The sequence below is a fragment of the uncultured Lacinutrix sp. genome (assembly GCF_947500325.1).
GTDB lineage: Bacteria > Bacteroidota > Bacteroidia > Flavobacteriales > Flavobacteriaceae > Lacinutrix.
The window spans coordinates 1-21,406 of record NZ_CANMRQ010000015.1; the positions used below are offsets into that span (position 1 = coordinate 1).

24 protein-coding genes are annotated in these 21,406 nt (G+C 30.5%); 17 read left to right on the forward strand and 7 right to left on the reverse strand.

Features of this window, described 5'->3' with window-relative positions:
* Positions 1 to 113: 113 nt before the first annotated feature.
* Together Q0997_RS15095 and Q0997_RS15100 are read right to left on the reverse strand one after the other, a co-directional pair.
* Entirely contained in the window at positions 114 to 1,658 is a 1,545-nt protein-coding gene (locus tag Q0997_RS15095) for a ribonuclease E/G (protein ID WP_299890270.1), read from the reverse strand.
* A gap of 377 nt (positions 1,659 to 2,035) precedes the next feature.
* Positions 2,036 to 2,326: an HU family DNA-binding protein gene (locus Q0997_RS15100; protein ID WP_299890272.1), complete on the reverse strand. Its 291-nt coding sequence runs from the start codon at positions 2,324 to 2,326 to the stop codon at positions 2,036 to 2,038.
* Between the two features lie 137 nt (positions 2,327 to 2,463).
* Between Q0997_RS15100 and mutY the strand changes: the two genes are divergently transcribed.
* The 5 genes from mutY (at position 2,464) to Q0997_RS15125 (ending at position 6,676) form a co-directional block, all read left to right on the forward strand.
* Positions 2,464 to 3,504, forward strand: coding sequence for an A/G-specific adenine glycosylase (gene mutY, locus Q0997_RS15105; RefSeq protein WP_299890274.1), 1,041 nt, complete (start codon positions 2,464 to 2,466; stop codon positions 3,502 to 3,504).
* A gap of 93 nt (positions 3,505 to 3,597) precedes the next feature.
* A complete protein-coding gene (locus tag Q0997_RS15110) occupies positions 3,598 to 4,032 on the forward strand; it encodes a single-stranded DNA-binding protein (RefSeq protein ID WP_299890276.1) in 435 nt (144 codons plus the stop codon).
* A 33-nt stretch (positions 4,033 to 4,065) separates the two neighbouring features.
* Positions 4,066 to 5,370 (forward strand): gliding motility-associated protein GldE, encoded by a 1,305-nt coding sequence (locus Q0997_RS15115; protein ID WP_299890278.1) that lies wholly within the window; start codon positions 4,066 to 4,068, stop codon positions 5,368 to 5,370.
* Positions 5,371 to 5,440: 70 nt separating this feature from the next.
* Entirely contained in the window at positions 5,441 to 6,034 is a 594-nt protein-coding gene (gene gldD, locus Q0997_RS15120; RefSeq protein WP_299890280.1) for a gliding motility lipoprotein GldD, read from the forward strand.
* Between the two features lie 75 nt (positions 6,035 to 6,109).
* Positions 6,110 to 6,676, forward strand: a complete 567-nt coding sequence (locus Q0997_RS15125; protein WP_299890281.1) for a hypothetical protein — start codon at positions 6,110 to 6,112, stop codon at positions 6,674 to 6,676.
* Between the two features lie 124 nt (positions 6,677 to 6,800).
* Here the strand turns inward: Q0997_RS15125 and Q0997_RS15130 are convergent, their stop codons facing one another.
* A complete protein-coding gene (locus Q0997_RS15130; protein ID WP_299890283.1) occupies positions 6,801 to 7,301 on the reverse strand; it encodes a heavy metal-associated domain-containing protein in 501 nt (166 codons plus the stop codon).
* A 101-nt stretch (positions 7,302 to 7,402) separates the two neighbouring features.
* On the opposite strand from Q0997_RS15130, the gene Q0997_RS15135 reads away from it, so the two are divergent.
* The gene (locus Q0997_RS15135) at positions 7,403 to 8,275 is read left to right on the forward strand and encodes a DMT family transporter (protein ID WP_299890285.1); all 873 of its coding nucleotides are present in this window, start codon (positions 7,403 to 7,405) and stop codon (positions 8,273 to 8,275) included.
* Positions 8,276 to 8,521: 246 nt separating this feature from the next.
* Here Q0997_RS15135 and Q0997_RS15140 read toward each other — a convergent pair whose 3' ends face one another.
* Together Q0997_RS15140 and Q0997_RS15145 are read right to left on the reverse strand one after the other, a co-directional pair.
* Positions 8,522 to 10,606, reverse strand: coding sequence for a pitrilysin family protein (locus Q0997_RS15140; RefSeq protein ID WP_299890287.1), 2,085 nt, complete (start codon positions 10,604 to 10,606; stop codon positions 8,522 to 8,524).
* A 16-nt stretch (positions 10,607 to 10,622) separates the two neighbouring features.
* Complete coding sequence (locus tag Q0997_RS15145) at positions 10,623 to 11,942, reverse strand: pitrilysin family protein (protein WP_299890289.1); 1,320 nt, start codon at positions 11,940 to 11,942, stop codon at positions 10,623 to 10,625.
* 187 nt (positions 11,943 to 12,129) lie between these two features.
* On the opposite strand from Q0997_RS15145, the gene Q0997_RS15150 reads away from it, so the two are divergent.
* The 4 genes from Q0997_RS15150 (at position 12,130) to Q0997_RS15165 (ending at position 14,686) form a co-directional block, all read left to right on the forward strand.
* Positions 12,130 to 12,621 (forward strand): DUF4199 domain-containing protein, encoded by a 492-nt coding sequence (locus Q0997_RS15150; protein ID WP_299890291.1) that lies wholly within the window; start codon positions 12,130 to 12,132, stop codon positions 12,619 to 12,621.
* Positions 12,622 to 12,790: 169 nt separating this feature from the next.
* Positions 12,791 to 13,492, forward strand: coding sequence for a 50S ribosomal protein L21 (gene rplU, locus Q0997_RS15155; RefSeq protein WP_299890293.1), 702 nt, complete (start codon positions 12,791 to 12,793; stop codon positions 13,490 to 13,492).
* 42 nt (positions 13,493 to 13,534) lie between these two features.
* Positions 13,535 to 13,795 carry a 50S ribosomal protein L27 gene (gene rpmA, locus Q0997_RS15160; protein ID WP_299890295.1) on the forward strand — a complete coding sequence of 87 codons (261 nt, stop codon included), beginning with the start codon at positions 13,535 to 13,537 and terminating at the stop codon, positions 13,793 to 13,795.
* 117 nt (positions 13,796 to 13,912) lie between these two features.
* On the forward strand, positions 13,913 to 14,686 hold the full coding sequence (locus Q0997_RS15165; protein ID WP_299890297.1) for a hypothetical protein: 774 nt from the start codon (positions 13,913 to 13,915) through the stop codon (positions 14,684 to 14,686).
* 1 nt (position 14,687) lies between these two features.
* On the opposite strand, the gene Q0997_RS15170 is transcribed toward Q0997_RS15165, so the two are convergent.
* Positions 14,688 to 15,152, reverse strand: a complete 465-nt coding sequence (locus Q0997_RS15170) for a DUF1569 domain-containing protein (RefSeq protein ID WP_299890299.1) — start codon at positions 15,150 to 15,152, stop codon at positions 14,688 to 14,690.
* A gap of 122 nt (positions 15,153 to 15,274) precedes the next feature.
* Positions 15,275 to 16,591 carry an adenosylhomocysteinase gene (gene ahcY / locus Q0997_RS15175; RefSeq protein WP_299890301.1) on the reverse strand — a complete coding sequence of 439 codons (1,317 nt, stop codon included), beginning with the start codon at positions 16,589 to 16,591 and terminating at the stop codon, positions 15,275 to 15,277.
* A gap of 64 nt (positions 16,592 to 16,655) precedes the next feature.
* On the opposite strand from ahcY, the gene Q0997_RS15180 reads away from it, so the two are divergent.
* From Q0997_RS15180 to arfB, 7 genes are read left to right on the forward strand one after another with little or no spacing between them, the layout of a single operon-like run.
* Entirely contained in the window at positions 16,656 to 17,282 is a 627-nt protein-coding gene (locus Q0997_RS15180; protein ID WP_299890303.1) for a 4'-phosphopantetheinyl transferase superfamily protein, read from the forward strand.
* Positions 17,283 to 17,999 (forward strand): geranylgeranylglyceryl/heptaprenylglyceryl phosphate synthase, encoded by a 717-nt coding sequence (locus tag Q0997_RS15185; RefSeq protein WP_299890305.1) that lies wholly within the window; start codon positions 17,283 to 17,285, stop codon positions 17,997 to 17,999.
* Positions 18,000 to 18,005: 6 nt separating this feature from the next.
* Positions 18,006 to 18,266, forward strand: coding sequence for a thiamine-binding protein (locus Q0997_RS15190; protein WP_299890306.1), 261 nt, complete (start codon positions 18,006 to 18,008; stop codon positions 18,264 to 18,266).
* On the forward strand, positions 18,250 to 18,882 hold the full coding sequence (gene pnuC, locus Q0997_RS15195; protein ID WP_299890308.1) for a nicotinamide riboside transporter PnuC: 633 nt from the start codon (positions 18,250 to 18,252) through the stop codon (positions 18,880 to 18,882). The genes Q0997_RS15190 and pnuC overlap by 17 nt, the downstream gene beginning before the upstream one ends.
* Positions 18,843 to 19,412 carry an ATP-binding protein gene (locus Q0997_RS15200; protein ID WP_299890310.1) on the forward strand — a complete coding sequence of 190 codons (570 nt, stop codon included), beginning with the start codon at positions 18,843 to 18,845 and terminating at the stop codon, positions 19,410 to 19,412. The genes pnuC and Q0997_RS15200 overlap by 40 nt, the downstream gene beginning before the upstream one ends.
* Positions 19,409 to 20,962 (forward strand): DUF4301 family protein, encoded by a 1,554-nt coding sequence (locus Q0997_RS15205; RefSeq protein WP_299890312.1) that lies wholly within the window; start codon positions 19,409 to 19,411, stop codon positions 20,960 to 20,962. Before Q0997_RS15200 ends, Q0997_RS15205 begins: the two co-directional genes overlap by 4 nt.
* Positions 20,962 to 21,369, forward strand: coding sequence for an alternative ribosome rescue aminoacyl-tRNA hydrolase ArfB (gene arfB, locus Q0997_RS15210; protein ID WP_299890314.1), 408 nt, complete (start codon positions 20,962 to 20,964; stop codon positions 21,367 to 21,369). The genes Q0997_RS15205 and arfB overlap by 1 nt, the downstream gene beginning before the upstream one ends.
* Positions 21,370 to 21,406: the final 37 nt, after the last annotated feature.

Here is a 21,406-nt window from a genome sequence, read left to right on the forward strand (position 1 = left end):
TCGTTTAACTCTTTTGTTCTCTTTACTTTTCATTAATAAGTCGATTTTTTGTCAACTTATTTCAGGACGGGACAACCAAAACAAAAAAGCCGCAACTTATGTTGCGGCTTTTTTTATTTAATTATGTTACCATTTTTATCATAAAAATGATATTCTAAATACGTGTAAGCATCTCTAGGTTGAATTTTGACCCATTTTTTGTGTTCAAAAAACCATTTTGAACGTATAGATGGAAAACCTTTCGTAAGAAAGGCTGCTATAAAAGGATGTGTGTTTAAGGTCACCTTTTTGTAGTCTTTTTTAAATAATTGTTCAAGGCGTTGAGTAATTTTTTCTACCAATACAATTGGCGCTTCGACTTCTTGTCCACCATTACCATTAGGGTTTTCCTCCCTGGTTTTAATGTTCATTTCTGGTCTTACTCTTTGTCTTGTAATTTGAATCAATCCAAACTTACTTGGAGGTAATATTTTGTGTTTGGCTCTATCATCTTTCATTTCATCACGAAGATAATTGTAGAGTTTCTTTCTGTTTTCAGCTTTACCTAAATCAATAAAATCTACTACTATTATGCCTCCCATATCTCGGAGTCTAAGTTGTCTTGCAACTTCTGCAGCAGAAATTAAATTGACTTCTAAAGCTGTGTCTTCTTGTGAGTTAGATTTATTTGATCTATTCCCACTGTTTACATCTATAACATGAAGTGCTTCAGTATGTTCTATTACTAAATAAGCACCTTTAGCCATTGAAACCGTTTTTCCAAATGCGGTTTTAATTTGTCTTTCAACTCCAAATTTTTCAAAAATTGGAACCTTAGATTGATGTAGTTTGACTATTGATTCTTTTTTTGGTGCAATTTCTTGCAAATACTCTTTAATTTGAATAAAAAGCGATTCATCGTCTACTACAATACTAGTAAAAGTATCGTTAAAAATGTCTCTTAAAATAGAAGAGGCTTTATTTAACTCACCTAATACTTTAGTAGGATGATGTGCTTTATGTAGTTTTTTACACATTGCGGTCCAACGACCAATCAAATTTTGTAAATCTTTGTCTAATTCGGCTACTTTTTTGCCTTCGGCTACTGTGCGTACAATAACTCCAAATCCTTTTGGAGTTATACTTTTTACCAAACGTTTTAATCTGTCTTTTTCAGCTTTGTCTTCTATTTTTTGAGAAATAGAAATACGATCACTAAAAGGAACTAAAACGATATATCTACCAGCAATAGAAAGCTCAGAGCTTATTCTAGGGCCTTTAGTAGATATTGGTTCTTTTACAATTTGTACCAGCATCGATTGATTTGATTTTAAGACATTGGCAATTTTGCCGTCTTTATCAATATCTTTTTCAAATGGGTAATTTCTTAAAGAAAAGTCTTTTAATTTACCTGTGCTTACACTTTTGGTGAATTTTAAAAGTGAAGATATTTTTGGGCCTAAATCATGATAATGCAAAAAGGCATCTTTTTCATAACCTACATTTACAAATGCAGCATTTAGTCCAGGAACAGCTTTTCTAATTTTGGCTATAAACACATCGCCAACAGCAAAGTTGTTACTATCTTCATCCTTATGTAATTCAATAAGTTTTCCATCTTTTAATAAGGCAAAATCAACACCTTCAGAATTAGATCTAATAATCAATTCTTTGTTCATACTGTTAATTTTAATCCATTATACTTAAATAGTATAACAGATGGATTATACATTATTTTATATCTAATTCTAAATTAGATATAGGGTCTTAACTAATGATTAATTAAGACATTCACAGGATTTTGAAAATCCGAAGAACTTAATTTATACGCAAGGTTTTACGGATATAGTAATTAAGCTCGTTTTCAAAGAACATTGTTTTTAACAAACCAAAAAAGTAGTTATAGAAACTACTTTTTTGAATTATTTTTTCTTTTTGTGACGATTAGCGCGTCTTCTTTTCTTGCGCTTGTGCGTTGCAACCTTGTGTCTTTTTCTTTTTTTACCGCTTGGCATAAGATCTTTGGTTTTAAATTAATAATTCGTTTATGTTGTATTTATTTTATTTCAACATTAGTTTTTACTCCTTCTACAAACACTTTTGCTGGTTTGAATGCAGGAATATTGTGTGCTGGTATTTTGATAGTTGTATTTTTAGAAATATTTCTACCAGTTTTTTCAGCTCTTGTTTTAATAATGAAGCTACCAAATCCTCTTAGGTATACGTTATCGCCAGCTTCTAAAGATGTTTTTACTTCTTCCATGAATGTTTCAACAGTTGCTTGAACATCTCCTTTTTCAATTCCTAGTTTTTCAGAAATCTTTGCTACTAAATCAGCTTTAGTCATTTTGTAATATTGTTTGGGTTACTATTTTCTTTTAAGGGTGCGCAAATATAGGCATTTAATATTCAATATTTCAAACCTAATTCATTAAAATTTAATGCTATAAAGATTTATTTTTGCCATAGAATCTAATAATATAAATGAATATTACAAAAAAATTAATAAGCTGGTACTCAGACAATAAAAGAGATTTACCTTGGAGAAACACCACAAATCCATACTTTATTTGGCTTTCAGAAATTATTTTACAGCAAACACAAGTTGTTCAAGGCTTACCTTATTACATGTCTTTTACGTCTAATTTTCCAACTGTTTTCGATTTAGCTAAAGCAGAAGAAACAGAGGTCTTAAAATTATGGCAAGGTTTAGGTTATTATTCAAGAGCTAGAAATTTACATGCCTCGGCAAAGTATATTGTTAATGACTTAAATGGCGAATTTCCAAATACTTTTAATACCATTATAAAACTTAAAGGTGTTGGAGATTATACAGCCAGTGCTATTGCCTCTATTTGTTTTGACGAATCTACTGCAGTAGTAGATGGTAATGTGTATAGAGCCTTATCGAGAATTTACGGTATAGATACACCTATTAATACCGGTAAAGGATTTAAAGCCTTTAAAGCTTTGTCTCAAGAATTAATAGACAAAAAACAACCAGCTACATACAACCAAGCTATTATGGAGTTTGGTGCAAGACAATGCAAACCTAAAAATCCAGATTGTACTGTATGTCCTTTTAATAAAAAATGTGTAGCATTTCAAAACAATGAAATAGAAGTATTACCAGTAAAACTGAAGACTTTAAAAGTTAAAAAAAAGTATTTCAATTTTATTGTAATGCTTTCTAATGATGGTAAAACATATTTAGAGCAACGCAAAGGCAAAGGTATATGGCAAAACCTATATCAGTTTCCGTTAATTGAAACTGATAAACCTTCTAAAATAATTGAAATAGAGCATGGTTTAAAGCGTTTAGACCTTTTAAAAGATCAAGAATATGAAGTGTCAATATATAATGAAAAGGAGATTATTCATAAACTATCTCATCAACATTTATATACAAAGTTTTGGATTGTGACTTTAAGCGATAATCTACCTAGTGGTATTTCAACAAAAGAAATTCGTGATTTTCCGGTGCCTATTCTAATAGGAAATTTTATTGAAAGCTTTAATTTTTAACCTTTTAAAGTGTTTCTGTCTTTCTTTTTTTATTAAATTTAAGTTTATCAATAGTAAAAATGTAATTTTGCTGTTGTAAAATAGATACAAAATATGTCTGGAACATTAAATAAAGTTATGCTTATAGGGCATTTGGGAGATGAAGTGAAAATGCATTATTTTGAAGGTGGTGGTTGTGTTGGCCGTTTTCCATTAGCAACTAATGAAACGTATACAAATAAGACAACTAATGAGCGTGTAACAAATACAGAGTGGCATAATATTGTATTAAGAAATAAAGCAGCAGAGATTTGCGAAAAGTATTTAAGCAAAGGCGATAAAGTATATATAGAAGGACGTTTAAAAACTAGAAAATGGCAAGACGATTCTGGAAACGATCGTTATAGTACAGAGATTCAAGCCAATGAATTTACTTTTTTAACAACTAAAAAAGAAAGTGATGCTTCAGCAAACTCAGCAACTAATACACAGCAAGCAGTAAAACCTGTAACACCAAAAGAGGAAGCAAACGACGATTTGCCTTTTTAAACTAATACTAAAATTAATTAAAAACAGACACATTTGGATCCAGAACCCACGTCCATACTATTATTAATTGCTAAAGTCGATTTTTCGATAATTTCTGGATTTATATTACTTCTTGTGTTGTTAATATGCTCAGCACTTATTTCTGGAGCAGAAGTAGCTTTGTTTTCATTAACAAGAGCAGATTTAGAGCCAGAAGACAACCAAATAAGTAAATCGCTTAAAATTATAGCAAAGCTTTTAGAAAAACCTAAAAAGTTATTGGCGACAATATTAGTAGCCAATAACTTTATAAATATAGCTATCGTTTTACTCTTTGCATATTTAGGAGAGTTTATGTTTGAGAGTATAACAACCAAATGGCTAAAATTCACACTAGAAGTTATTGTTGTTACTTTTTTAATTTTACTTTTTGGTGAAATATTACCTAAGGTATATGCTAGTAGAAACAATATGAAGTTTTCTTCTTTTATGGCGTATCCGCTTCGTTTTTTAGATATTGTATTTTCTCCTTTAAGTATGCCAATGCGTTCTATTACTCTAGGTATTCATAATAAATTGGGAAGACAGAAGTCTAACCTAAGTGTGGATCAATTATCGCAAGCTTTAGAATTAACTAGTGAAGATGACACTACGCAAGAAGAACAAAAAATCCTTCAGGGTATTGTGTCGTTTGGTAATACAGATACTAAACAGGTTATGCGCCCACGCTTAGATATTTTTGCACTTAATAAAGAACAAACGTATGCTGAGATTATGCCAGAAGTTATTAAAAATGGGTTTTCTAGAATTCCGGTATATACAGATAATATAGATACTATTGATGGTATTTTATATGTAAAAGATTTGTTATCTCATATTGATAAAAAAGATCTTGATTGGGTTAAACTTATACGAGAGCCTTTCTTTGTGCCAGAGAATAAAAAACTAGATGATTTAATGGCCGAGTTTCAAGAAAAGAAAGTACATTTAGCTGTTGTTGTAGATGAGTATGGCGGCACTTCTGGTTTGGTGTCTTTAGAAGATATTATAGAAGAAATAGTTGGCGATATAAGTGATGAGTTTGATGATGAAGATGTAATCTATTCTAAGTTAGATGATAAAAATTATGTTTTTGAAGGTAAAACGGCGCTTAAAGATTTCTATAGGATAACAAAAATTGAAGACGATGATAATTTTGAAGATAATAAAGGAGAAGCAGAAACCATTGCGGGCTTTATTTTAGAAATTTCTGGTAGTTTTCCTAGAAGAGCAAGTAAAATAAATTTTGAAAATTACGTTTTTACTATTGAAGCTTTAGATAAAAAAAGAATTAAACGTGTAAAGGTCACTTTACCATAAAATATATTAAAACTGTCACATAGAGAAAGCCTGTGTTAATTGCAGTCTAAGTATCGAAGTGTTTTTATGTATGAAACAAAATAGTCTATTATTTTTAATAATTATTGCGATAATATCAAGTTGCGGAGAAGACCCAACACCAAAACCTAAAGCGTATTTGCGTTTAGATTATCCTGAAGCAGTATACAAAACAGAAGATATTACCAAAATGCCTTTTACTTTCGATCGTAATGCGTTGGGAAAAAATTTAAGAACCAAAACCTTAAAAGGAGAGACTGTTAGTTACGGTGTGAATATAGAATACCCAAACTTAAAAGGGACTATTTACTTAACGTATAAGGCCATTGAAAACAACCCAGAATATCTTAATTTATATCTTAGAAACGCACAAAACTTTACGCAAGAACATACGCAAAAAGCAGATGCTATAGAAGAGTTTGTATACGAAAATCCTGAGCGTAAAGTATATGGTATGTTTTACGATGTTGGTGGTAATGCAGCCTCACAATCACAGTTTTATGTAACCGATAGTATTAACCACTTCTTAACTGGCTCGTTATACTTCTTTGCCAAACCAAATTACGATTCTATTTTACCTGCGGCACATTACCTGCAAAAGGATATTAGACGTATTATGGAGAGTTTAGAGTGGAAGGAGAATTAATTTTTTGAAGTAGATTTTTTTGCTAAATATAATTGTTATATGGTCATTGTTTATTTACAGGTAATAATCTTTTCAATGAAAAACCTACTCATAAAAGTTAATAAATTATTAATGTTATTATTTATAGTCTTTCTTTTTAATTGTGAAAAGGAAGAGACTAATTATAAAGATTTTAAAACACATACTAACATCGACTTACTAAAGACTTATATTAATAATTATAAAATTAATAATAATAGTGATTCAATATTTTTAGCAAATGATAACTCTAACATAGAAATTTATAAAACTTATAAAAGATATTTAAACTCTAATAATGAATCTATAAATGAAACTATAATTCGAGTGTTTAATAAAAGAGAACTAGATAATTTTAAAACCCAATCTGTAGATAGTTCATTTTGGGATATAGATATTTCTGAATTTGATAATGTTTTTCAAGAAAATGAAGCATCTAGCATGGAAGATTTATTATTTGTAACTAAACCTATATATACTATTGATAATGCATATGCTTTACTTTATAGTTATAAAAAAATTGGTAAGAAAGAAATGTTTTTTATTCCTCGAATCGAGGTGTATCAAAATAAAGAAAAGGGTTGGGTGAAAATAGAAGAGATTAAGCATTTTTCTTTGAAATAAATATTTTAAAAAGAAAAGACTTTTTTATTGTTAGTTCTATTAAGTTTATAGTGTTTTCTAATAGTATATAAATAAAAAGGCTTCGCATCGCGAAGCCTTTTTATTTATATAAATGTTTTAAAATCTATGCCTTCGCTTCTTTAGTACAACACGCTTTTTTACAATCTTTAGCACATGCTTTCTTTTCTGCTTCAGTTTTGTTTTTACAACAGTCTTTTTTACAATCTGCTTTACATTCTTTTTTAGAGAACGCCTCTACAGTTTTCATGTCTTTTACTTTATAAATATCTGCAACACTAGTTACAGTACCTTCTAAGTTAGCAGGCGTTACTTTAGCTTCGTCGTATTCTACCATTGCTAATTGCCTATCAAAATCTACAGTAGCAGATTTTACACCTTCCATTTTAGCCATTTTCTTTTCTATAGTCTTTGCACAACCCATGGCACAAGTCATACCTTCAATTTTAAATTCTGCTTTAGCATATGTTGCATTTGGGTCTAAAGTAGTTTTTGCCGCTTCAACAGCCGTTTCAACGGTTTTTACTTCTGGTTGTACTTCATTTTTGCAACTAAAAGCAGTAACTGCAATTATAGCGATTGCTAATATATTTTTTATAGTGTTCATAATTATCAATTTTAATTATTAAAATATAGATTACAAAACTAACAATTATAGGCATTTATTGCGTTAAAAATTCCATTTTTGTACTGCTAAATCAATCGAATATGCCAAATCAAAATACCAAATGGATATACTTACTAGTATTATCGCTTATTTGGGGAACTAGTTTTATTTTAATTAAAAAAGGACTGCTTGGTTTAACGCCATATCAATTAGGTGCTTTAAGAACCGTTTTAACAGGTTTATTTTTATTAGCTGTTGGTTTTAATACTATTAAGACTATAAAAAAGAAAGATTGGAAATGGATTATTATTTCTGGACTCTTAGGGTCTTTTATTCCTGCTTTCTTTTTTGCTATTGCAGAAACGGAGATAGATAGTGCTGTAGTCTCTGTTTTAAATTCTTTAGTACCTTTAAATACTATTTTAATGGGGCTAGCTATTTTTAAAATAACATCAACAAAACGGCAAATATTAGGTGTCATTATTGGTTTTATTGGTACTGCTATTTTAATTTTAAAAGGCGCAGCGCTTAATCCAGATCAAAACTATTGGTTTGCAGGTTTTATTATAGCTTCTACTTTAATGTATGCTGCTAATGTAAATATAATTAAACGTTATTTACAGGATGTAAAACCGTTAACGATTGCTGTTGGTAATTATGTGCCTATTATTATTCCTGCACTTATAGTATTAGTTTTTACAGACTTCTTTTCTATAGATAACTTTAATTCTTCAGTGTTTGGGATCTCTATTTTTTATGTGGCTATTTTATCTCTTTTTGGTACTGCAATGGCAAAGGTTTTATTTTTTAAACTAGTACAAATATCGACTCCAGTATTTGCGTCTTCTGTAACTTATATTATGCCAATTGTAGCGCTTATTTGGGGATTGCTAGATGGCGAATCTTTTAGTGTATTACAAGGCTTAGCAACAATAATTATTTTAATTGGTGTGTATTTAGCGAATAAGAAGTAATACCATTTTTAATTTAAAATAAGCGTAATAAAGCATTCTTTTTACTTTATACTTCAATAGAAAAAGAAACCGTAGCTGCTGCTATACTCTATTTTTATAGTATGCATAAAGCAAAAAATCACCATTTTATTTTGCAGTAATTTCAAACAAGAACAAAATAAGGCTATGTTTTTTCAGTCTTTAAAGCATAAAAAAATCCGAAATCTTTCGACTTCGGATTTTTTATAATGTATTGTTGTTTAAATATTAATTAAAATCAGCATCTGTTAAAGGGGTATTAATTTTAATAGATGTTGTTGTTAATTCAACATTTTGCCCAGCCATTGGTACAACCATTTTATGTGGGAATTTAATACCATCAACCGCTTTATAATCACTATAAGAAGTATCTTGAGTTACATCTTGTCCTCCAGGACCTTTTGCTGTTGCAGAACTCTTAACTTTTAAACCAGAAGCTACATCATAGTAGTTTTTAGTTTTTTCTCCTTTTGCATCTTCAACAACTACAACATAAGCATCTTTACCATCAATTGGTTCAATAGACATTAATTTTACTTTTTTAGTAGTATCTGCCATTAAAAGAAGTTCATCAAATAATCCTTTTTTAGTCTTCATTTTATCTGTCATAGTTGCAGGCATAGGTTGTTTATTTCCCATTTGAGCCATGTAACCATCTTTACCATTAAATGCTTGCTTAAATACAGTTCCCATACCAACAATGCTAACATCATTAGACATTAAGTTAGGGCTTTTTTGTTTTACTGTAGTTACCATATTCTGTCCTTGGAAAGTAGCATTCATTTCTTGTACTAATGTTGTAACATTTTGTAATGCTTGCTTACCTCCAACAGCTTTTATATAACCATCAATAACAGTTTGAGCAGTTACTCCAGCTGGAATCGCTTTAGAGAACACAGGCTTTTCTGTTGGTGTGGCATATTTATCAAAGTACTTAATAGGAATGTATGTTTTTTCTAAATTAGAAATTACCTCACTTCCTTTACCTACAATAATAACTCTAGCTTTTTCATTTGTAAAATACTTGTTAGCTATACGCATAACATCTTCTGTAGTTACAGCATTGATTTTTTTAAGATATGTAGTGTAAAAATCTTTAGGTAAATCGTTTAATTTAATGTTTAAAGCATAGTTAGCAATGGTTTGCGGACGCTCTAAAGCTAGTACAAAATCACCAACATATTTTGCTTTTGCATTTTTTAAATCTTCAGCAGAAACAGGTTCTGTTTTTATTCTTTTTATTTCTTTTAATGCTTGTACAACAGAGCTGTCTGTTACTTCATTTCTTACTGCAGCACCTGCAGTAAAACGAGATGCATATCGGTTTGCACGAACACTAGAACGCGCACCATATGTATAACCATGCTCTTCACGTAAATTCATGTTTAAGTATGAGTTAAAACCACCACCTAAAATTTTATTCGCAATTAAAACAGTATGATAATCTGGATCACCCATTTTAAGATTTACATTACTAGAAATAGAGATGTTAGATTGTACCGCATTTGGCATATCTATAAAATTAATCTCGGTAGCATCAACATTCTTGTATGGTTCTGGAATGTTTGTATTTACATCAAGACCTTTATCCCATTTTTTAAAGTACTTTTTAACTTGCTTTTCAACTGTTTTAAAATCAACATCACCAACAACAACTAAATAAGCATTATTAGGATTGAAACTTTTTTGATAGTAAGAACGTACGTTATCTAATGTAATATTGTTTAACGTTTCTTCTGTTACAAACTCGCCAAAAGGGTGTTTTTTACCATAGGCTAAAGCACTACCAACGCGACCTGCAACAGCATCTACGCTTTTAGCACTAGACTTAATACCTTCTATTGCTTTAGCTTTTTCTTTTTGAAACTCTTCTTCGGTTAATAAAGGGTGCATAGCAGCATCTGCCATTAATTCTAAAATACGTTCAGAATATTTAGTTAACGAACTTCCAAAGGCACTACTAGACCCAAAGCCTAAGTTAGCTCCAAGGAAATCTATTTCCTCGTTAAAGTCATCTTTAGAGATAGAAGCAGTTCCATTACCTAGCATAGCGCCTAAAATTCCAGAAACACCTGCAATATTACCTTCTACAGTTGGTTTGTTGTCAATTCTTAAAGAGTAAGATACACGCGGTAACTTATGATTTTCTACTACAAGAACTTTAAGTCCGTTCTTTAGTTCAAATTCGCCAGGAACTTCCAATGTAATAGCTGGAGCTGGTCCTGGTTTTGGTTGTTTAGATCTATCAATTTGAGCAGTTGCAGAAATTGATAATAAAAACAAGGCTATAAGTGCTGTTATTTTTGTTTTCATTCTTCTCATGTATATTTTAGTTGTCATCTTTTTTAGGTAAGTATTCTAAAATTAGACGTTGATTAGGATTTAAATACTTTTTTGCAACGGCTTGTATCTCTTCTCTAGTAATAGATCTATAAATATCAATTTCATTGTTAATTAAATTTACGTCATCATAAAGCATATAGTAACGTGCCAGTGAATTTGCAATACCAGAAACACTTGAGTTAGAACTTACAAAACGATTTTCGAACTTGTTTTGTAATTTTTGGTAATCTCTCTCGGTCATTAACGTGTTTTGAGCTTTAGTTAATTCTTCATCTATTCCTGCTAATATATCATCTAAAGAATTATCTCCTAATGGTAAACCAAATAAAATGTAAGTTCCATAATCTTCTTGACTTTGGTTAAATGCACCTACTTGTAAAGCTTTCTTTTCATCATCAACTAATTTTTTATACAATTTAGAAGTTTTACCATCACTTAAATAGCTAGAAAGCATATCTAATACATAAGCATCTCTTTCTGTCATAGCTGGTGTTCTATATGCAGCCACAATTGCAGGAATTTGAATGTTTGGATCGTAAGCTTTTGCTCTTATTTCTTTAGTAATAGGATCTTCTTTAGGGAAGTTTCTTACTATATCTTTTCCTCTTGGAATTGGCCCAAAATAATCTTCAATCATTTTTTTAGTAGATGGGATATCAATATCGCCAGCTACAACTAATACTGCATTATTTGGAACATAGAACTTTTTGTTAAATGCTTGAAACTCTTCTAAAGTGGCAGCATCAAGATGCGCCATTTTACCAATAGTTGTTCCTTTATATGGGTGTTTTTTGAACATATGAAGTTTTACATTTTCAAAAAATCTACCATAAGGAGAGTTATCTACACGTAAACGTTTCTCTTCTTTTACAACCTCATTTTGTGTGTCAACACCAATTTGATTAATAATTGGATGCATTAAACGCTCAGATTCCATCCATAATCCTAATTCTAAACTATTAGAAGGGAAAACTTCGTAATAATAAGTTCTATCATCTGTAGTGTTAGCATTGTTACTTCCTCCATTTGAAGTTACAATTTTAAACCACTCACCACGCTCAATGTTTTCTGTACCTTCAAATAAAAGGTGTTCAAAAAAGTGAGCCATTCCTGTGCGTTCAGGATCTTCATCTTTTGCACCAACATGATACATAACAGAAGTTGTAACTACAGGCGCTGTGTTGTCTTGATGTAATATAACGTGCATGCCGTTACTTAAATCATACTCTTCAAACTTAACTTCTTGTGCATTAGCTGTTAAACCAACTAAAAGCAAAGCCGCTAATGAGAATAAATTTTTTTTCATTTTGAGATTGTTTATGTTAATGAGTTATAAGTCTATAACATTTATAAAATGTTACAGGTTTCGAACAAAAATACTAATACAAAGGCTTAATTTGTGAAGTAAATGTTAAAATTTAACAATGAATTATCATTTTTAGACAGTTTTTTTCCGAAATTTATAGATGTACGAACCTTAAAACCATATAATTATGAAAAATTTAGCGCTTCCTATACGTTTTGGAATTGTTATAAGTGCATTGCTTGTAGCTTATTTTTTAGTTTTATCTCTTTTTGGACTCCATACACATCCAGCTTTTAGTCTTGGTAATGGTATTATAGTTGGTTTAGGAATATATGAGACTATAAGGTATTATAAGTTAGAACAAGGCAACGATTTTAGTTACACAGGAGGATTTACTGTTGGAATTGTGGCAGGTTTTTTTGCAACATTAATATTTACAGCATTCTTTCTTTTGTATGCAACTGAGGTTAATACTGGATTTCTTGCCAGTTTACTAGAAGTTTTTAAAGGTGATTATAATGTAGGAGTAGGTTTAGTGTCTTTTGTAGTCGCTATAATGGGTTTTGCAACTACCGTTATTTTAACATTAACTTTTATGCAATTATTTAAAGAGAGTAGAAATATTTCTCAAGCTAATACGGTTATAAATAATAATTCTCATTTAAAAAAAGTGTCTTAATTAGCTATTGTAGAAATTAGACTTTTATAAATTAAATCAAAAAAGCCTAAAAATTAGTGTATTGACTAATAAAACGTTTGTAGATTAATTAATTAGAAGTATATTTGCATCCGCTTTCTGGGAAAAAGAGAGTGGATTAAGTATAACAAATTAATAAAAACGTTACGCTATGTACGCAATTGTAGAGATAGCAGGGCATCAATTTAAAGTTGAAAAAGACCAAAAAGTTTTTGTTAACCGTTTAGCAACAGAAGAAGGAAAGAAAGTATCTTTCGATAATGTTCTTTTAGTAGCAGATGGTGACAATGTAACTGTAGGCGCCCCAGCTATAGGCGGAGCACAAGTAAGTGCAAAAGTCTTAAAGCACCTTAAAGGTGATAAAGTTATTGTTTTCAAGAAGAAAAGAAGAAAAGGTTACCGTGTTAAAAATGGACACAGACAAGCTTTATCTGAAATCGTAATTGAAAGTATAGTAGCTTCTGGAGCTAAGCCAGCTAAAAAAGCTGAGAAAGCTGCTCCAAAAAAAGAAACTAAAAAAGCAGAACCAAAAGTAGAAGCTAAAGCTGCTGCTCCTAAAGCTGAAAAAGCTGCACCTAAGAAAGCTGCTACTAAAAAAGCTACAGGTAAGGCTGACGATTTAAAGAAAATCGAAGGTATTGGACCAAAAATTGCTTCAACATTAGTAGAAGCTGGAATCTCAACTTTTGCTGAATTAGCAAAAACAGATGCTGCTAAAATTTCTGAAATCATCGCAGGTGTTCGTGGAAACCACGTAACAGATACTTGGCCAGCACAAGCTAAATTAGCTGCTGACGGTAAATGGGATGAGTTAAAAAAATGGCAAGACGAATTAGACGGTGGTAAAGCTTAATTGCTAAACTACTTAAGTATAACAATATAAAACCTTAAGACAATGGCTCACAAAAAAGGAGTAGGTAGTTCTAAAAATGGTAGAGAATCAGAATCGAAACGTTTAGGTGTTAAGATTTTTGGTGGACAAGCTGCCATCGCAGGAAACATTATATTAAGACAACGTGGTAATACACATCACCCAGGTGAAAACGTATACCAAGGAAAAGATCACACTTTACATGCTAGAGTAGATGGTCTTGTAAAATTTACAAAGAAAAAAGATAACAGATCTTATGTTTCTATTGAGCCTTTTGAGGCTTAGAAATAATTTCTTTTAGATACATGCCCAGAGCTTTGTCGATGGGTTAAAAACGCCTTTCCTTTTGGAAGGGCGTTTTTGTTTATATAATAAAATTGAGTTTTCAACGTTTTGTAAGGAATGAAAAACTTAAACCTACTTTTCTTAATAGTATTTTCTTTTAATTGTTCTTTCAGTCAAAAAAATAAAGATATAAAAACCATTCATGTTTTTGTTGCGCTTTGCGACAATGTAAATCAAGGTATAGTTCCCGTTCCTAAAAAATTAGGTAACGGCCAAGACACAAAATCTAACTTGTATTGGGGCGCAATGTATGGTGTTAAAAGTTATTTTAAGCGTAGTAAAGATTGGGTATTAATATCTACTAAACCTAATCCCCAAAAAAATATTTTAGAGCGAGTATTATTTAAGCATAAAACATCAAATACATATTTATTAGCAGATGCTTATAATGGAAAATATATAAAGCAAACCACTATTGATTTTTTGGAAGCTAATGCGGGTAATAATGGATTAAAAATAGAGTATAAAGGAACTGAACTTTGTTTTGGTGGAGACGCTAATCTTATAAGTTATGTTGGTCACGATGGCTTAATGGAATTTAGTGTTGAAGGTGATTTTAAACAAAAAAACTCTAAGAAAAGAGACGCAATAATCTTAGCATGTGTAAGTAAAGATTACTTTAAGTCTTATCTTAAAAAAACAAAATCTAATCCGTTGGTTTGGACAACAGGATTAATGGCTCCAGAAGCATATACTTTAAAAGCTTCAATTGATGGGTGGATTTTAAACGAGACAGATATTCAAATTAGAGAGCGAGCAGCTCAGGCTTATCATAAATATCAAAAATGTGGTATTCGAGGTGCTAGAAGATTATTGGTTACAGGTTATTAACTTACTTTCTTATAATATCGTTTATAATTTTTAAATGATGATTTGTATGAAGCATTAAAAAACGATACACTCGCGCAGTATTAATATTACCAAATAATGGATGCTTAAAATAAGCGTTTTGATCTAAGTTAGAAATTGTATTAATATTAGTTTTAGCCAGTTCCATTTGCGAGATTAGATCTTCTTTTAAAATAACTTCCGGTGGCTTTACATGTTTAGGTGCTTTCGCTTTTCCTCTAGGAAAGAAACCAAGTTTAAAGAACACTTTTCCTAACATACTAAAATTATTTTTATACGTGCTAGGATCAGATTTTTGAAGTGCTAGAATTACATTATTTATAACTTTAAGACTATGGTCTATATGCCAAGCAATATTGGCATTAGATATTTTAGAATTAGAAGTATTGTGGTTTTCAATGTGAGATTCTAAATTCTTAATGGTGCTGGTTACTTTTTTTAGACTCATATAACTATGCTTTAAAACTCGAAGTTAATTATTTATTATATGTTATACATATAAAAGAAAACCCAAACAAAAATGTTTGGGTTTTAATGATATATAGATTCCTTTTTTTAAAGGAATTTGTATTAGTATCTATAATGCTCAGGTTTATAAGGACCATCAACTGTTACTCCAATATATTCAGCTTGATCGTTACGTAACTCGGTTAACTCAACACCAATTTTTGCTAAGTGTAATTTCGCTACTTTTTCATCTAAATGTTTTGGTAACATATAGACTTCGTTTTTATACGCGTCTATGTTATTCCATAATTCTATTTGTGCTAAAGTTTGGTTAGTAAAAGAGTTACTCATTACAAAACTTGGATGTCCAGTAGCACAACCTAAGTTTACTAAACGACCTTCGGCAAGAATAATTATATCGTTACCATTAACATTATATTTGTCAACTTGAGGTTTAATAGTATCTTTTGTATGACCATGATTCTTATTTAACCAAGCCATATCAATTTCATTATCAAAATGCCCAATATTACAAACAATAGCTTTGTCTTTTAAAGCTTCGAAGTGACGTCCTTGAACAATATCTTTATTTCCTGTAGTAGTAATAACAATATCTGTATTACCAATAACAGTTTCAAGTTTTTTAACCTCAAAACCATCCATTGCAGCTTGTAATGCACAAATAGGATCTATTTCTGTAACAGTAACAATACTTCCTGCGCCTTTAAAAGATGCTGCAGTACCTTTACCAACATCACCATAACCACAAACAGTTACACGCTTTCCAGCAAGCATAATATCTGTAGCACGACGAATAGCATCTACAGCACTTTCTTTACAACCGTATTTGTTGTCAAACTTAGATTTAGTTACAGAATCATTTACATTAATAGCTGGCATTGGTAAAGTACCATTTTTTACACGTTCGTATAAACGGTGTACTCCAGTAGTTGTCTCTTCAGATAAACCATTTATTCCAGCTGCTAATTCTGGGTATTTATCTAACACCATGTTTGTTAAATCACCACCATCATCTAAAATCATATTTAATGGTTGTCTGTCTTCTCCAAAGAATAATGTTTGTTCTATACACCAATCAAATTCTTCTTCAGTCATGTCTTTCCAAGCATACACTGCAGTTCCTGCAGCAGCTATGGCAGCCGCAGCTTGATCTTGAGTAGAGAAAATATTACAAGAACTCCAAGTAACTTCTGCACCTAAAGCCTGTAGTGTTTCAATTAAAACTGCAGTTTGAATCGTCATGTGTAAACAACCTGCAATTCGAGCACCTTTTAAAGGTTGTTCGTTTTTATATTCTTCACGTAAACTCATTAAACCTGGCATTTCAGCCTCAGCTAATTCAATTTCTTTTCTTCCCCAAGCCGCAAGCGACATATCTTTTACCTTGTTAGGTACGTAAGCAACAGTTTTTGTACTCATAATTGTATATTTGTCTGTAAAATTTTCAGACAGCAAAGATAATCAATAACATTCAGAATATTAAATGCCTCTTTATAAAACCATTAGTGTAAACTCACAAACTACTGTTAAAATATGGAAGATTGAAGAATCCTATAAGGATTTACTTTCGCCATTAAACTTAAGAGAAGAAAGTAGTCGTAGAGTAAATAAAATGAAAAGCGAGTTACACCAACGTGGCTTTTTGAGTGTTCGACATTTATTAGCAGAGTTTGGTTATACAGATCATGATTTATATTATGATAATAATGGTAAACCACATTTAAAAGATGGCAAGCATATTTCTATAACACATTCCTTTACTTTCTCTGGTGTTATTATTAGTGATAAAAAGATTGGTATTGATATTGAAAAACAGCGTGATAAAATAACTAGAATTGCTAATAAGTTTATTGACTACGAGTTTAATTATTTATCTAATGATGATAAGAGCTATGTAAATAAATTAACTGTTATTTGGTGTGTTAAAGAATCGTTATATAAGTTATATGCTACTCCTGGCTTAAGTTTTTTGCAAAATATTTTAGTAATACCTTTTATGATAAAAGATGGAGAAACGGTATCATGGATTGATTATGAAAACAAAAAAGAACGTTTTACTATTCACTTTATAGAATTTGAAGGTTTTACTTGTGCTTATGCTTTAGCTTAAATGAGAAACATCCTTAAACATATTAAAACTTCAGTTGAAAGTAAAACTAAATTATTAGCGGTTTTAATTGATCCTGATAAGTTGAAAACAGAAGCATTATCGCAATTTGTAAATAAAGTGAATAGTTCTATAGCGACTCACATTTTTGTTGGAGGAAGTACAGTCGAAACAGATGTTACTCAACGTTTACTCACTGCTTTAAGATCACTAACTAATTTACCCATTGTTTTATTTCCTGGCGATGTTACTCAAATTTCTAATGATGCAGATGCTATTCTATTTCTATCGTTAGTTTCTGGCAGAAACCCAGAATATTTAATTGGCCAGCATGTTAAATCTGTATCTACTCTACGAAAAACAAATTTAGAAGTTATACCAACCGGCTATATTTTAATTGATGGCGGTAAAGAAACAGCAACTCTAAAAGTAACAAAGACTAGTCCTTTAACAATAAAAAGTGAAATTGTTGATACTGCAAAAGCAGCTGAATTATTAGGTATGAAATTGATATATCTTGAAGCTGGTAGTGGTGCAAAGCAAGAGGTTTCTTCAGAAATTATTAAAGCAGTAAAACAAGAAGTATCTATACCGCTCATAGTTGGAGGTGGCATAAGAAATAAAACACAATTGGATAATGCATATAAAGCGGGAGCAGATCTAGTAGTTATTGGAACTGCCTTTGAAAAAGACGAATCGTTTTTTAATAAACTAAAATAATAAATAATGGATATATCGGTAGAATTAACATTAACACCATTACAAGATGAGTTTGAACCAGCCATCATTCATTTTATAAAAAAACTAAGGGCTTCAAATTTAAAAGTGCTCGAGAACCCATTAAGCACTCAGGTTTATGGTGATTACGATAAAGTGATGAGCTTGCTCACTTCAGAAATAAAAGAAGCCTTTGAATTAGTAGATAAAGGATTACTATATATAAAAATTGTAAAATCTGATAGACGTGATTATGAGCCACATTTTTGATTTTTTATTTAAACAATATTTTGAATATGAAACCCTAGATGTTGCTTTAGAAGTTATTGCAATTATTTTTGGGTTTCTTTCAGTTTGGTATTCTAAGCAAAATAAAATTTGGGTGTTCCCTACAGGAATAATTAGCACAGTTATTTTTGTTTATTTACTTTTAAAATGGGGATTATTAGGTGATATGATGATTAATGCTTATTACTTTATTATGAGTGTTTATGGTTGGTATATTTGGACTCGTAAAGTAGATCAAGTTAATGTTACACCAATTTCAAGAACATCGTCTAAAGAAAAAAACATAAGCATAGTAATATTTCTGTTAACTTTACTTTTCGTTTTTACAGTCTATAAGTCATTTGATAAATGGACAAGCTGGGTGGCGTATATAGATACTTTTACCACAGGTATTTTCTTTGTTGGTATGTGGTTAATGGCAAGACGTAAAATAGAAAATTGGCTTTTTTGGATAATTGGTGATATTATTTCTGTGCCTTTATACTTTTATAAAGGGTATACATTTACTAGTTTTCAATATTTAGGATTTACAATTATTGCAATATTTGGATATTTAGCATGGAAAAAAAGCTTAAACAAGAACCAGCAAACTGTATAAAAGTAGTATTGTTTGGTCCAGAATCAACAGGGAAGACAACTTTATCTAGGCATTTGGCACGCCATTATAATTCTGTGTGGGTTAGAGAATACGCTCGTGAATACCTTCAAGAAAAATGGAATAATGAACGTAAAACATGCGAGCCTAAAGATTTGTTACCAATTGCAGAAGGTCAAATGCTATTAGAAAACACATCTGCACAAAAAACAAACACTGTTCTTATTTGCGATACAAACTTATTAGAAACTAAAGTATATTCTGAAGTATATTATTCTGGAACCTGTGATCCAATATTAGAAAAATATGCATTAGAAAATAAATATGATTTATACTTTTTAACGTATATTGATACACCTTGGGAAGCAGATGATTTAAGAGATAAACCTCAAGATAGAGAAGAGATGTTTAAAGCTTTTGAAGACACTTTAATAAAGTATAATATTCCTTATGTTATACTAAAAGGTGATAAGAAAACAAGATTGAATAAAGCTGTAGAACATATTAATAAATTAGTAAAAAATAAGAGTTGAGTTTTACAAAAGCGCAAATAAAACAAATAGAAGATAGAGGATTAACCGAAGAAAAGGTTGAGAAACAAATTGAGATTTTTAAATCTGGACTACCATTTATAAACTTAGATTCTGCTGCAGGAATTAATCAAGGTATTTTTAATTTTTCAATAGAAGAAGAAGATCACTATCTAAACTATTATCAAGTAAAGAAAGAAGAATTAGACATTGTTAAATTTGTTCCTGCTTCAGGAGCTGCTACAAGAATGTTTAAATTCTTATTTGAATTTTTAGAAGATTATAAATCTGAAGAAGGCTCAATCAATTCATATATTAATAAGAATAAAGCAACAGACTTATCATTGTTTGGCGTTGGCTTAGAAAAATTTCCATTCTATGATATTGTTTTAAAGGAAGCAGAACATTATGTTCCTAATTTTAAAGACCTATCTAGAGATGAAAAGGCTATCGAGTTTATAAAAACTATGCTAAATGAGGATCGTTTAAACTACGGTTTTTCTCCAAAAGGATTATTGCCATTTCATAAATATAAAGACCATATAGCTACGGCTTTTGAAGAGCATTTATTTGAAGCAGCTTTATATGTTGCATCTAATGGAGTAGCAAAAATACATTTCACTATTTCTGAAGTTTATAAAAATGTTTTTGATAAAGAATTTGAGCGCATTCAAGATATAGTTGAGCGTAAAACAAATACTAAATTTCAAATTTCATTCTCTTATCAAAAACAGGTTACAGACACCATTGCAGTGAATTTAAAAAATGAACCATGTATTAATAACGATGGGAGTCTATATTTTAGACCATCTGGTCATGGTGCATTATTATCTAATTTAAATGATTTTCAAGCAGACATTGTTTTTGTAAAAAATATAGATAATGTTGTTGTTTTTAAATATGAAAATGAAGTTGCTAAGCACAAAAAGATATTAGCAGGCTTATTGCTGGAGACACAAGATCAGGCATTTGATTACTTAAAAGCACTAGAAAAAGAAGCGCTTAGCGAAAAAGAACTATTAGAAATAGCAAGGTTTTTAAGAACGAAATTAAACGTTATTATTTCTCAAGAGTTTGAAAAATACTCATTAAAATATCAACGAGAATATTTAAAAAATAAACTTAATAGACCTATTCGTGTTTGTGGAATGGTTAAAAATGAAGGAGAACCTGGAGGCGGACCTTTTTGGGTTAAAGACGAAAGTAATAGTATTTCTCTACAAATTGTAGAATCTGCACAAATAGATAAAAAAAATAAACATCAAAAAAGTATATTAAAAAATGCAACGCATTTTAATCCTGTAGATTTAGTTTGTGGTATTAAAAATTATAAAGGAGAAACCTATGATTTGTCTAAATTTGTAGATGATAAAACGGCTTTTATAACGATGAAAACTAAAACAGGAAAAAAAATAAAAGCTTTAGAATTACCGGGTCTTTGGAATGGTAGTATGGCAAATTGGAATACTATATTTGTTGAGGTGCCTTTAGTGACTTTTAATCCTGTAAAAACGGTAAACGATTTGTTAAAAGCAACACATCAATTGTCATAATGTTTAATGAAGAGTTACTTATACAAGAGTTTAATTTTAAGGCAGTAAGAAGCTCTGGTAGTGGTGGGCAGCATGTAAATAAGGTCTCTTCTAAAATAGAACTAACCTTCAATGTTTTGGAATCTTTGGTTTTAAATGAAGAGCAAAAAAAACGAATTTTTAATAAATTGAACTCCAGGCTTACTAAAAAAGGAGTGTTAATATTACAATGTGGAGAAAGTAGAAGTCAGCATAGAAATAAAAATCTTGCTGTCATTAGGATAATACAACTTTTAAAATCTGCTATAATACCTCAAAAAAAAAGAGTGCCTACTAAAATTCCTAAAGCAGTTGTTGTTAAAAGACTTAAAAATAAACGAATTCATTCTTTAAGAAAGACCAATAGAAGAAAACCAGATTTAGATTAAAAAAAATGTAAATCGTCATTCTAAAATCAAAAAACTA